Raw genomic sequence first — 10,950 nt, 5'->3', positions numbered from 1 at the left:
GTGATCACGAACGTATAGCCAGCCCCCGTGGTCGCCCGGCCCCACTGCCGTTCGATGAACGCGACGCCCGCCGACTCGGAATACGGCGAGGGCACGGTCGTGATCAACGGGATGTAGTCGTCCTTTGACGCCTCACGGACCAGCGGAAGGTCTGAAAGACGCCACGGCCGAAGGATGATTCCGGCACCAGCGGCGAGTTCAGGCACGTCAAGCGGTTGCTCCATCCGCCCATCCTGCCGTTGTCCGAGCCCGGCCCGCACTCGGGTTTCGAGCACCGCCAGCCCTCGTCACTCGGTTCCGTCCCGTCCGGCAACGAAGCGCGACGCCCGTCCCGGTGACGTCATTTCTCGGTTCCGGCACAGATCTTGGGGAGCGGTTGCGGAGGGTGACAGGTCTGTTCGATTGCAGGGAGGGGCGGCGGCCTCGGGTCCGTCAGCGTTCACGCATTTTGGTCCACCACCAGCACGTCGCCGCCCACTCGTTGTAGTTGGGATCCGGCAAGGTGCGGCGCTCGAATTCCTCGTCGATACGCGTGATCAATCGGCCCAAGTCCCGTTGGGCTCCGCGCGGAAGGTAAAGCATCGCCCACTCCAGGTCATCACGGGCATCTCCCACCCCGGGCGGATCAAACGCGGAGGCGTCCAGGTAGCGTCTCGGCTCCTTAAAAGCCCACTCGAAACACGCGAGCGCCTTGGCGACCGCGTTGGGCCACATCTCCTGGTCTTCGACCCGGCGGATCGCTGCACGAGTCCGCGCGGAGACACCGGGGACCCTCATGACCGGATACCGCCATCGTGGCCGCCACTGCTCTGCACGGACGGCGTTGGGACGCCTACGCGGCATCGCCCTTTCGGATCAACATGAGGCCATCCTGCCATGGCTGGGAACCTGGATGGCCCGCGGTCACACACCCGCCGCGACAGATGCTCCTGCTTATCCGTCTCGTGCAGATCCTGGGGGCGTCTCGGAGTGTAACTGGAGCAGGATCATCTTGCGGAGCAGTTCGAATCCGGCTCGGCCGTAGAGCTGCCGCTTGATCTTCTTGATGCGGTTGACGGCGCGCTCGGTGCTGCCGGAGCTCCAGTCGAGAGTGAGCCCGGCGGTCACAGCGTCGCGGTCTCGCAGGAGATGGAGCGCGAAGCCGGTGAGACCGGGTAGCTGGCTGGCCTCGACCGCATCGATCCAGCCAGATGGGGAGCGTGGATCCGAGGCGGTCGGTGAGTATCTCGCCGAAGTCGCGGACATGTCCGGCTGCCGTGTCCAGTTCGGGGCAGCGTGCCAGGACCTCCTTCAGGCGGGCCCGGTCTTCCGCGGTCGGGTCGCGGGGTGACGGGTTATCCAGCCGGTCACCTGCCGCACCGTCGGCGGCCGGTGCGGGGCGGTGCGGCGGACGGAGTCCCGCGCAACGTGGCAACGTACGCGCGGATCACGCCGTAGGTGACAGGAGCGCGCTTGGCAACTAGCTCGCCGTGCAGTCGGGTGACACCGGTGCATCCCTCGGCGAATCGTCGCTCCAGATAGGGCTTGCAGGGGTCCAGCCGGCTGGGTCGGGCCGGTTTTCGCGGATAGTGTCCTGCCAGCGTGCGGCGTTCGACTACCGGAGCACGGTGTTGAGGCCCCAGCCCAGGTGCCGGGCGATCGCCCGGCGCGAGTTCCCTCGGGCGAGTAGCCCGTGGACCAGAGCATGTGCTGGCTTGTTGCGCTCAGCCCGTCGGCCGACGGGCGTCGAGTCGTGCTGGGGCCGACCGGAATCCGGTCTGGCGGCCTGCGGCAACATGGCGCTGGGCGACGGCTTGGGCAAGCAGTTGCGGTGGGCGGCGACACAGGTCTCCGACGGCTCGGCCGAGGCCCTGCCACAGATGGAACCGGTCGGCGACCTGTAGAGCATCGGGCGCACCCCGTCGGGCGCCCTCGGCGCAGGCTCCTGCCGCTGGGGCGACAGTCGGCCAGCGTCGACGATCTGGCCGAGACCGCCCAGCCGTCGCGGGCGTCGGCTCCTTCTCCCTTTACCCGAGTTCGCCGAGACAGAGGGCGTCCCTTATCTTGCTGAGCTTCGCGGTCGTCGCCGGGGTCTGCTCCTGCGCTTGTTCGGCGAGTCGGAGGGCATCGTCGATCTCGCTGAGCTTTGCGGAGGACAGGACGGCCGCCCGCTCTATCAGGTCGTTCCGTGACACGGTGGTCAGCCACGTGCAAGGAGTGAAGCCTGGACGCGGGAACGCGAGCCGTAGCACGCCTTCGAACGGCACTCCTTCACCGGCGCCCACCAGCACTTCGATGCCCAGACCGCTCATGTCGACGCCCGCCGGAGCGACGACCTGCATCACCCGGATCCCGGACGTGTCGTCTCCTGACAGCAGTACGACCAACCTCCGCTCGTCGAACTGGACCCACCAGACTTCGCCACGTTGCACAAGTCCTCCAGACATAGGACGGCAGACAGACGCTGCGCGACCCTGACGGGCTGTGGAGACGGGTGCGGCCACCGTTGATCGTCGGTGTGTGAAGACTGAAGATCATGCGGTGGCCGCGGGTCACAGCGTAAACCCTGCCCGCTGGCAGGAGGGGTTCGAGGGCCCGATGAGCCGGATAGCGGGACGGTTCACGCGGTTCGAATCCCGCCACCGGGCACGGAAGTTGGTACTCGGCCTGCTGTCGGACCTGCCGCGCAAGAACTCCTGGACCATTGCCGAGTGGGCCGGGGACAGGACCCCAGACGGTATGCAGCACCTGCTCGGGCGGGCCAAGTGGGACGCCGACCAGGTCCGCGACGACGTGCAGGCCTACGTGTTGGAGCATCTGCACGACGACGAGGCGGTGCTGGTGGTCGACGAGACCGGCGACGTGAAGAAAGGCACCGAAACCGTCGGTGTCCAGCGCCAGTACACAGGCACCGAAGGCAGGATCGAGAATGCCCAGGTCGCCATCTGCCTGGTCTACGCCGGCCGGCGCGGGCACGTCAGCTGTCGGCGCCGGGAGAGGCCGCGACGGCTTGTCGGCTTCCTCGTCAACCTGTGTGAAGACACGGTGCCGTGGGCGGTTTTCGTCGCAGGCCCGGACATGCTGACGGCTCCCGTCCTGCGACTGAGGGGGAGCCGGTCAACTGGTGTGGGCGTGTGTTTTCGCCGCGTCAGGCGTGGTGGTGGGAGTGTCGGTTGCCGGTCACGAGGCGGTAGAGGAGGAGCAGGATCAGGGAGCCGGCGATCGCGGCGATCCAGGTGGAGAGGTTGAAGAACCCGTCGATGGAGTCGACGCCGAAGATCACCTTGCCGAGCCAGCCGCCGAGCAGACCGCCGGCGATGCCGATGAGCATGGTGACGAGAATGCCGCCGGGGTCCTTGCCCGGCATCAGGGCCTTGGCGATGGCGCCGGCAAGCAGGCCGATGATGATCCACGCGATGATGCCCATGTGTGTCTCCGCTTCTCGGATAGAGGTGGTGTCAGCTCTTCGTGTGCGCCGATGGGGAATGCATAAACGTCCGGTCCGGACAGGAGCTCTGACGGTTCTTGATGTGGTCGGTGGCGGCGCTGCCCGTCCCAGCCTCAGGTGTGCTGGGGCCGAGGTCCCCGGTGGTGACGGTTCAGCAGGCGGTCTGTGCCCGGCAGAACAGGGCGTGTCGCCTGCCCTGTTCTGCCGCCGGTCAGACTTTGCGCCAGCGGGCGTTGGCCCAGGAGAAGATCCCGAAGGCAATGAGACCGACGGCTATCAGCGCCAGCAGCCAGGGCCCCACAGGGGTGTCGGCGAACGTACGCAGGGTGTTGTCCATGCCCTTGGCCTTGCCCGGCTCGTGCTGCATGGCCGCCGTGATGGCGAAACCGCCCGCCGTGGCGAAGATGATGCCGCGGGCCGTGCCGCCGAACACGCCGAAGAACGCGACGGCTTGACGCGTCTTCCGGGACATCGCCGCCGTCTTCAGATGCTTCTCGAACTTGCGCAGGAGAGCCCGGACGGCTATCCACAGGCCCGCTGCGACCACCGCAGCACCGGCGACGGCGACGATCCACTGCCCGCCGGGCCAGTCCAGCGCCTTCGCCGTGACGTCTTGGGAGTTCTGGTCGGAACTGCCGCTGCCACTGCTCTTGTGTCCGGCTGCGTAGGAGAGCACGGAATACGCGACGAAGCCGTAGAAGACGCAACGACCTGCGGACATCGCCCTCTTGCCCGGCTTATCGCCGTCGGGAGCCGCCTGCCCGAAGGCGGCTTCGGACAGCCGCCACAGGGCCATCCCGGCCAAGGCGATCCCGAGCAGCCACAACAGTGCAGTGCCGAAGGGCTTTTGGGCGATCTCGGCAATTGCGCCGCCCCGGTCTGCCTGCTCGCCACCGCCAGAGAAGGCGATCCGAAGGGAGAGAACACCGACCAGTACGTAGATGACCCCGCGGGCGACGAAGCCTGCACGGGCCGCTGCCGCGACCGCCTCGCTGTTCGCCGCGCGTTTTGCCTGACCGTGTGCTGTTGCCGATCCAGTAGCCATGCCCCACCGGATGCCCCGCAAGAGCGAAGGCATCCCGGGCTTGACTCGTTCTGTCTTAACTGGCCCGGCCCAGAAAGGCGCAGCCAAGGCACGCACGCATGACGCACCGACCGAGCGCTTTATCGCAGCCCGTAAAAGATCTGAGCGGGACGCTGACCAGGAAGCGCCGCACCGATCGGCCGCGCCGCAAGAAGCGTCACCGAGCCGATCGGCGCACGACCCGATTCGTCGCTCCCGCCGTTCCTCACCGACCGGCCGACGCCGGTCGTCGAGCTGCGCGAGCGTCGCGGCGGCTGCAAGGGCCGACCTGGTCATGGGCGCACGCAGCCAGGGTGCCTCGACGACGATCACGGCGTCTGCGGGCACGGAATCGCGTTGCGCAGGTCCGCTTCGACGTGTCTGCCGATGCAGGCGAGCCCGCGTTCGCGCTCGGGCCGGAAGAGGCTTGCACGACGGAGCAGATAGAACGGCCGCCGCCCGGGAAGACGCGAATTGATCTTCGTTGACGTCCCAGGGGGAGGAAACATCACCATGGCCGTTCCCGCACGCGCCCGGCGTACCACGCGCCGCTCTCGCCGGTTCGAACTCCGGGCGACGGCCATCTACTTCGCCCTCCTTGCCGTCATCCTCGCGCTGCTGGGCGCGACTGCCCGCACCGCGCTCGCGGCCGCGGCGCACCGTCCCGCTTGGGCTGTGGCGCTCGTCCTGATGGGCGTCAGCGCCGTCATCGCCGGCTGCCGCGATACGCGCCGCATGTCGGCGGCCAGGATCGCACGCCGCTCGGCCCAGGCCCTGGAGGAAGCCACCCAGACGGCAGTCGAAGCGCTCGACGCGGCGTCGTCGGCTCCCGCCGTTGCTCTGGTCCCCGCCGGAACCGGCGCGGAACCCACCGTCCTGCTTCCCGAGGCGCCCGCGGTCACGATGGAGATCGCCTACGAGACCCTGGACCCAGACGAGTTCGAACAGGCCGTGGCCGAACTGTGTCGACGCGACGGCTGTTTCGACGTGGACGTCGTGGGCGGAGCCGGCGACCTGGGTGCCGACGTTGTGGCGAGGACGCCCGACGGGCGCTTGGTCGTCATCCAGTGCAAGCGGTACTGCGACGGCAACAGAGTCGGTTCCCAGGACCTGCAGCGTTTCGGAGGCACCTGCTTCACCGTTCACGGCGCCGACGTCGCTGTCGTGGTCACCACCAGCGACTTCACAGCCCCCGCACTCGACTACGCAGAGCAGTGCGGCATCGTGTGCGTCGACGGCCCGCAACTGCAGCGCTGGCAGGAGAGTGCGGGACCACGGCCTTGGCAGGCGCAGTCGTGACTTGGTCGCTGACGGGTTCAACGACAGTCGACCTTGGGCCTGCTCAAGCAGCCGACCGCTGCACGGCGGCACGCTCCGTGCGAAATACTCTCCCGATGAGCAACGTACCTCCCGTATCGGCCAGTCGATCACGATACGGACGCTGTCCGGGCCAATTGCTGACCAGTGTGTGAACCGGCCCCCGATGATCAACAGACGCCGGCCCTCGAACGCTCCGGCCGTGGACGTGATAGACATGACAGAAACCCTCCGAACGAATGTCAGACGGCTGGCCGATGTCCCATTGTGCGTAGCCGCACCTCAGCGTCCACGCTGAATCTTCATGGCAGCCGCGATTACTTGTTGCCGTCAGATCCGTTCATACCTTCGGGATGTTCTGTTTCAGGCCTTCGGAGGGCGGCGCATCCACGGGGGCTTGAACCGGGGCGAATGAACTCGGACGATGGCGCACACATCGTGGAGCCTCGCGCATTGTTCGGCGAGTTTTTCCCGATCAGAATACGAGCGGCATGGTCGAGGACTGTGATTTCCGGGAGTGACTTACGCGGCCGTAAGGATCCGGCCGCGCATCGGTGTGGCCGCGCATCCCGTCCCGGATCGCCTGGAGCCGCTACTGGCATATCCTGTCTGACTGTCACTGTTCACTTCGTCCGAAGTCTCACCGCCGAGGCTCCGCTTCACCCTGACAAGGGAGCCGATGGATCCCCTCAACGATGTTCTCGCTCTCCTGGACATGCGCAGCGCCAATTTCGCGCGCCTGGAAGGGGTAGGCGCGTGGGCGATCTCCTTTGCCGGATATCAGCACATTAAGCTGGGTGCCGTCCTTGAGGGCGAGTGCTGGGTGGAGACCGAAGGTGCCGCACCCGTCCGGGCCGTGGCGGGCGACTGCTATCTGCTGGGCAACGGCCGTCCGTACCGGCTTTCCAGTGATCCAAGGGTCCCTGCCCAGGCCAGCAGCGAGATCTTCACGGGCTTTGTCGAAGGCGGCACCGTCCGTGTCGGACCCTCAGGCGGAGCTGTGGACTCGGTCGTTGTCGGCTGCGGGTTCCACCTCGACACCGCGAACGCCGCCGTGCTCCTGGATGTGCTGCCCCCGTTGGTGCACGTTCCCGCAGCCTCGGACGAGGCCGGCGCCATCCGCACCGCGCTGAACATGCTGCGCCAGGAGACTGCCACCCGTGAGATCGGCAGTGGCCTGATCGTCGAGCGGCTGGCACACATCGTTCTGGTCCAGGTGCTGCGCAGCTACGTCGCCGCCCAGGGCTCCACCGGACATGCCTGGTTGACCGCGCTGGCCGATCCCGCCATCGGCACCGCGCTCTCCCTCATGCACCAGTTCCCCGCCCATGTGTGGACGGTGGCCGAACTGGCCGCCAAATCCGGTATGTCCCGGTCGCACTTCGCGGCTCGTTTCAACGAGCTGGTCGGCACCCCGCCCCTCGAGTACCTCGCCACCTGGCGGATCCGCTCAGCCGCACGAGAGCTGCGCACGGGAAACCGGACGATCTCCTCTATTGCCACGCAATACGGCTACGGCTCGGAGAGCGCCTTCAGCCACGCCTTCAAGCGGGTCATCGGACTCGCCCCGGGCCGCTACCGCAGGCAGTCGCGGTCTTACGTGACTCTCGATCAGTGACGATACGGCGGGTCGGCACGGATCGCCCGTTCCTGCCACGACGGACCGCGTCGGGTTCGTAGCGCCCGGCCCAGCAGGGCTGCCACCGGGCCCGTTTGTGCCGGCGCGGGGACGAGGTCTGCGCAGATGCCCGCGGCGGGCCAGGATCTGGATTCCTTATGCCTCGTGTCCGTTGATCGTCCAGGCGAGTGGCACTCGCACTCAGCCCTGCACGACCGCAGGCTGCAGGTCGCCAATCTGGGGCCTGCGGGCTTGTCCGGCTGCCTTCCGTCGGCGAACCGCCCTGGGTGAGGCAGTTCGGACGGTGGCCCGCCAGGCTGACAGCAATGGGACGGCACGGCCAGCGGGGCTGCTGCACCCCGGTCCAGCCGTGCGTGCAATGGCTCGTCCTCGCATCCGGCGGACGCCATCTCGTCAATCCTGCCTGCTTCGACGTTCCCGACTGGCAGGCGATCGAGTCCCCGCTGGTCGTGACCGGCCGCCGGGGCAACGAGCCCACAGACCTCAAGGCGATCACCGGCCTCGTCCATCCGTGGGCGGGTGGTCAGGTGGTCATGCTGGTCGGCGAGAGCGGCACGGAGATTGCGGTGAAGTCGTGGTACCGGGACACAGGTGAGGGCCAGATCCACGCGACGTACACTGGCGACGCCTCGGAGGTGCCCGCCAACGGCACCTGGAGACTGTGGGTCACGGACCACACCTGCGGCATCTTCACCGCGGAGCCCGGTTACCTGGACTGCTGGAGCCTGAGCTTCTGAGGCGCGGCGGGTTCGGTGTCACCGCGGCACCGGACCCGCCGGACACGGTGAGCTGCGGCAGGTGCGATCGGCTCACACCGGCAGGGCGCTGTTGGCGCTGTGCTTGAACTCCACCGTGGTGAACACCAGGGTGGTGGCTCCGATGCTCTCCAGATCATGCAGGAGATTCAGCCCAGTGCCGATCGTGCAGTGGCGGGCTGCGTGAGCCGTCCGTCCTCGACGTTCGCCGGACATGCCGACATCACTTTGTCGGGGCGGGATTGGCAGGTGAGAATTCCGGCTCGGCCCAGCGCAGCGGCACGGTGCCGGAGGTCTCCACGACGTGTTCGACGCTGAGGCGGACCGTACGTGTGCCGTCGGCTGCGGACTCTGTCCGGGCACGGCCGGTGAGCTGCAGGACCGTGCCCTCCGCCCAGTCGAGGAACAGCAGTCCTGCCCGGGGGTCGAGGGCCAGGTTGCCGAGGCTGAGGAACATGGCGTTGCCCGGGTAGTCGGGCCAGCTCAGTTCCGTGGGTGACATGACCTGTACGAAGCCCGGGTTGCCGCCGCGATGGCTTGCTTCGACACCCGAAGGGCCTGCGGTGGCGAGGAAGAAAGTGTCCGCTGTGGCGACGAACGTCGCCTGCTTGCTGTTGAGTTCGTGTCCATGACGGGAGGGACCGGGCTGGCGGTGCGGATCCCACCAGTACTCCGCGCGGCGCTGGATGTACTTGGGGCAGTTGGCGAAGACCCGCTCCGCTGTGACCGAGAAGCCCCCGCGGGTGGGGCCCGAACGGCCGTTGAGGCGCATCCGGCGGCGGGTGCGGGGATCGAGGGCGATCGTGGCGACCGGTACGTCCGGCTGGGCCAGGGCGGCCGCGAGGGGGTCGCCGGGGGCGGGCCTGCCGGTGACGGAGATCTGCCGGGGGCCGGTGGCGCGGACGAACCCTGGCTCCCCGCTCAACGGTGACGCCCATATCCGGCCGGTCACGGGATCGGCGGCGCCGATCACCAGGAGCGGCTGGAGCTCCAGAAAGGCCGCGGCCACCGGTTTGATGCCGTCGCCGACGGCCCGGCCCACATGGTCTGCGGCCTCGCGCACCCCGGCCTGCTCCTGCAGGGCCCGTGAACCGGCGTGGTAGACACTCATGATCAAGGACCTTCTTCCCGGCGGGATGGATGGTGGTGCCTCCTCGTCGGTCCGGGCAGGGTCCGCCGCGGCCGCAGGGGCATTCCTGGCCGCAGCGCGATCCCTAGAAGAAACCGCAGGTCGGCGCGGACTCGTGAGGAGCAGGCGCGCCCTTGACGCCGTGACCGACGAAGATCTCCAGGCGCGTGCCGTCCGGGTCGTGGAAGAACAGGCCGCCTGAGTCGGCGCCCTCGCTGTGGGCCACCACGCCTTCGTGGGCGAAGGTGACGCCGTGCGCGCGCAGGGCCGACTCATACTCCCGGACCCGCTCGACAGAGTCGGCGCTGAACGCGAGGTGGTGCAGTCCGGCAGCCGCTTCTTCGTACGACTTCCCGGCCTGCTGCCAGAGCGTGAGGGCCGGGCGGTCGCTGTCACCGTCCCCGAGGAAGGCGTACCGCCGTTCCTCCTGCGCGCCCTCGGCGAGGAGTACGAAGCCGAGGATGTCCCGGTAGAAGGCGAGCGAACGGTCGAGGTCGCTGACGTTCAGGCCGACATGGCCGGTGTGCAGGGTCGTGGTCGGCATGGTTGCTCCTTCGAGAGGATCTAACTTCTGTAATCCACTTTAGGGGTTAGGTTTGATCGAGTCAACCTGTCACGTAAGCTTCAGTGGTTAGCAGTGAAGGAGCCGCACATGTCTGCCGACCCCCGCCCCCTCACCGGCGAGCCGCTCGCCCTCGACCTGCTCAACACACGCTGGATGCAGGACGGGGCGGCGCAGGATCTGCTCACAGCGACCGACGGCCTCGCCGTCTGGCTGGCCGCGACCGGGCTGGATCGCCGCTTCACGGCCGACGCGCCGACTCTGCGGCACACCCTTGAGGCCCGCGACGCCCTGGCGGCGGCTGTGGACGGACCGCCTGGCGCGGGAGTGGCACCGGTCGACGCCGTCCTTGAGCACGGCCGTATCCGCGCCACCCTGACCGCCGAGGGTCCCGGCGAGCGGCCGGAGTTCGACGATTCCTCCTGGGGTCCGGCCTGGCTCGCCACCCGCGACTACCTCGGCCTGCTCGCCACGGCTCCCGACCGGATCCGGGGCTGCGCACACGAGTCGTGCGTCCTGCACTTCTTCGACACCTCACGCAACGGCACCCGCCGCTGGTGCTCCATGGCGTCCTGCGGCAACCGTGCCAAGGCGTCCCGCCATTACGCCCGTTCGAAGGAGAACTGAGCACTTCGCTCGCGCGGCCCGTGCCGCACTCCTGTCGAGGAGAACGCACGCGTCGCCCCCTTCGCTGCCGCTCTTGACGCGGGAGACAGCCAGGGAAGAGGTCGGCATGGCCGCGGACGGGTGGAAAACCCGAGATCCAATGAACGTGTCACTGGTGTACACCGAGGACTCACGCCGGCGAAACCGGGCCGAGTTCGTCACCGGCCGTGCCTCGGTCGTCGCATTCCTGACCCGCAAGCGGGCGCGGGAACTGGGGATACGAGAAAGGATGAGGATCTCGTTGCTCGCGGAAGTGGAAGCGCATTCGAAAGGACCATGAGCGGCGCGCCACTGGTGCCGTAGCGGTCAGCGTGCGGAGGGGGCGGCCCGGAGGCCGGGGCGGGAGAGTCGGCATGGTGGCTTCCGTTCCGGGTGGCGCGTACGGGCCACCC

General features: G+C 68.0%; 15 protein-coding genes and 1 pseudogene. 7 read left to right on the top strand and 9 right to left on the bottom strand.

Translation table 11 applies throughout. The features are described 5' to 3' along the window. From ABT085_RS15855 to ABT085_RS15845, 3 genes are all read right to left on the bottom strand, one after another. A partial coding sequence (locus tag ABT085_RS15855; protein WP_502982738.1) for a GNAT family protein occupies nucleotides 1–224 on the bottom strand: 224 nt, incomplete at its 3' end. A gap of 208 nt (nucleotides 225–432) precedes the next feature. After that, nucleotides 433–777, bottom strand: coding sequence for a hypothetical protein (locus tag ABT085_RS15850; protein ID WP_351607054.1), 345 nt, complete (start codon nucleotides 775–777; stop codon nucleotides 433–435). A gap of 156 nt (nucleotides 778–933) precedes the next feature. Continuing rightward, complete coding sequence (locus ABT085_RS15845; RefSeq protein WP_502982737.1) at nucleotides 934–1,245, bottom strand: transposase; 312 nt, start codon at nucleotides 1,243–1,245, stop codon at nucleotides 934–936. A gap of 449 nt (nucleotides 1,246–1,694) precedes the next feature. On the opposite strand from ABT085_RS15845, the gene ABT085_RS15840 reads away from it, so the two are divergent. Then, nucleotides 1,695–1,883, top strand: coding sequence for a hypothetical protein (locus ABT085_RS15840; protein WP_351607052.1), 189 nt, complete (start codon nucleotides 1,695–1,697; stop codon nucleotides 1,881–1,883). Nucleotides 1,884–2,006: 123 nt separating this feature from the next. On the opposite strand, the gene ABT085_RS15835 is transcribed toward ABT085_RS15840, so the two are convergent. Continuing rightward, a complete protein-coding gene (locus ABT085_RS15835) occupies nucleotides 2,007–2,411 on the bottom strand; it encodes a type II toxin-antitoxin system PemK/MazF family toxin (RefSeq protein WP_351607048.1) in 405 nt (134 codons plus the stop codon). Nucleotides 2,412–2,577: 166 nt separating this feature from the next. Here ABT085_RS15835 and ABT085_RS15830 point away from each other — a divergent pair. Further along, nucleotides 2,578–2,958 (top strand): annotated as a pseudogene (locus ABT085_RS15830) (IS701 family transposase); the annotation flags it as partial. Between the two features lie 169 nt (nucleotides 2,959–3,127). Here ABT085_RS15830 and ABT085_RS15825 read toward each other — a convergent pair. Continuing rightward, complete coding sequence (locus ABT085_RS15825) at nucleotides 3,128–3,406, bottom strand: GlsB/YeaQ/YmgE family stress response membrane protein (RefSeq protein ID WP_351607042.1); 279 nt, start codon at nucleotides 3,404–3,406, stop codon at nucleotides 3,128–3,130. A gap of 232 nt (nucleotides 3,407–3,638) precedes the next feature. After that, nucleotides 3,639–4,472 (bottom strand): DUF1206 domain-containing protein, encoded by an 834-nt coding sequence (locus ABT085_RS15820; protein WP_351607040.1) that lies wholly within the window; start codon nucleotides 4,470–4,472, stop codon nucleotides 3,639–3,641. A gap of 531 nt (nucleotides 4,473–5,003) precedes the next feature. Here ABT085_RS15820 and ABT085_RS15815 point away from each other — a divergent pair. From ABT085_RS15815 to ABT085_RS15805, 3 genes are all read left to right on the top strand, one after another. After that, the gene (locus tag ABT085_RS15815; RefSeq protein WP_351607037.1) at nucleotides 5,004–5,789 is read left to right on the top strand and encodes a restriction endonuclease; all 786 of its coding nucleotides are present in this window, start codon (nucleotides 5,004–5,006) and stop codon (nucleotides 5,787–5,789) included. Between the two features lie 697 nt (nucleotides 5,790–6,486). Continuing rightward, a complete protein-coding gene (locus ABT085_RS15810) occupies nucleotides 6,487–7,425 on the top strand; it encodes an AraC family transcriptional regulator (RefSeq protein WP_351607034.1) in 939 nt (312 codons plus the stop codon). Between the two features lie 326 nt (nucleotides 7,426–7,751). Next, nucleotides 7,752–8,183: a proprotein convertase P-domain-containing protein gene (locus ABT085_RS15805; protein WP_351607031.1), complete on the top strand. Its 432-nt coding sequence runs from the start codon at nucleotides 7,752–7,754 to the stop codon at nucleotides 8,181–8,183. A gap of 72 nt (nucleotides 8,184–8,255) precedes the next feature. On the opposite strand, the gene ABT085_RS15800 is transcribed toward ABT085_RS15805, so the two are convergent. From ABT085_RS15800 to ABT085_RS15790, 3 genes are all read right to left on the bottom strand, one after another. After that, the gene (locus ABT085_RS15800; protein WP_351607028.1) at nucleotides 8,256–8,417 is read right to left on the bottom strand and encodes a hypothetical protein; all 162 of its coding nucleotides are present in this window, start codon (nucleotides 8,415–8,417) and stop codon (nucleotides 8,256–8,258) included. Nucleotides 8,418–8,424: 7 nt separating this feature from the next. Beyond that, a complete protein-coding gene (locus ABT085_RS15795) occupies nucleotides 8,425–9,312 on the bottom strand; it encodes a pyridoxamine 5'-phosphate oxidase family protein (protein WP_351607026.1) in 888 nt (295 codons plus the stop codon). 103 nt (nucleotides 9,313–9,415) lie between these two features. Beyond that, nucleotides 9,416–9,874: a VOC family protein gene (locus tag ABT085_RS15790; RefSeq protein ID WP_351607023.1), complete on the bottom strand. Its 459-nt coding sequence runs from the start codon at nucleotides 9,872–9,874 to the stop codon at nucleotides 9,416–9,418. Nucleotides 9,875–9,982: 108 nt separating this feature from the next. Here ABT085_RS15790 and ABT085_RS15785 point away from each other — a divergent pair, with 108 nt between their 5' ends. Together ABT085_RS15785 and ABT085_RS46695 are read left to right on the top strand one after the other, a co-directional pair. Further along, nucleotides 9,983–10,519, top strand: a complete 537-nt coding sequence (locus ABT085_RS15785; RefSeq protein WP_351607020.1) for a CGNR zinc finger domain-containing protein — start codon at nucleotides 9,983–9,985, stop codon at nucleotides 10,517–10,519. Further along, nucleotides 10,476–10,838, top strand: coding sequence for a DUF1348 family protein (locus ABT085_RS46695; RefSeq protein WP_502982736.1), 363 nt, complete (start codon nucleotides 10,476–10,478; stop codon nucleotides 10,836–10,838). The genes ABT085_RS15785 and ABT085_RS46695 overlap by 44 nt, the downstream gene beginning before the upstream one ends. Nucleotides 10,839–10,950: the final 112 nt, after the last annotated feature.

Source organism: Streptomyces sp. NPDC002265, from assembly GCF_040296125.1.
In the GTDB taxonomy this organism is placed as follows: domain Bacteria; phylum Actinomycetota; class Actinomycetes; order Streptomycetales; family Streptomycetaceae; genus Streptomyces.
This window is presented reverse-complemented; position numbering and strand designations above follow the sequence as displayed.

What these genes read in the sequence shown, in the direction of transcription:
- ABT085_RS15815 (WP_351607037.1), top strand. Translation starts at nt 5,004, where the DNA reads ATGGCCGTTCCCGCACGCGCCCGGCGTACCACGCGCCGCTCTCGCCGG.
- ABT085_RS15805 (WP_351607031.1), top strand. Translation starts at nt 7,752, where the DNA reads ATGGGACGGCACGGCCAGCGGGGCTGCTGCACCCCGGTCCAGCCGTGC.
- ABT085_RS15810 (WP_351607034.1), top strand. Translation starts at nt 6,487, where the DNA reads ATGGATCCCCTCAACGATGTTCTCGCTCTCCTGGACATGCGCAGCGCC.
- ABT085_RS15850 (WP_351607054.1), bottom strand. Translation starts at nt 777, where the DNA reads ATGAGGGTCCCCGGTGTCTCCGCGCGGACTCGTGCAGCGATCCGCCGG.
- ABT085_RS15785 (WP_351607020.1), top strand. Translation starts at nt 9,983, where the DNA reads ATGTCTGCCGACCCCCGCCCCCTCACCGGCGAGCCGCTCGCCCTCGAC.
- ABT085_RS15795 (WP_351607026.1), bottom strand. Translation starts at nt 9,312, where the DNA reads ATGAGTGTCTACCACGCCGGTTCACGGGCCCTGCAGGAGCAGGCCGGG.
- ABT085_RS15845 (WP_502982737.1), bottom strand. Translation starts at nt 1,245, where the DNA reads ATGTCCGCGACTTCGGCGAGATACTCACCGACCGCCTCGGATCCACGC.
- ABT085_RS15820 (WP_351607040.1), bottom strand. Translation starts at nt 4,472, where the DNA reads ATGGCTACTGGATCGGCAACAGCACACGGTCAGGCAAAACGCGCGGCG.
- ABT085_RS15790 (WP_351607023.1), bottom strand. Translation starts at nt 9,874, where the DNA reads ATGCCGACCACGACCCTGCACACCGGCCATGTCGGCCTGAACGTCAGC.
- ABT085_RS15825 (WP_351607042.1), bottom strand. Translation starts at nt 3,406, where the DNA reads ATGGGCATCATCGCGTGGATCATCATCGGCCTGCTTGCCGGCGCCATC.
- ABT085_RS15800 (WP_351607028.1), bottom strand. Translation starts at nt 8,417, where the DNA reads ATGTCCGGCGAACGTCGAGGACGGACGGCTCACGCAGCCCGCCACTGC.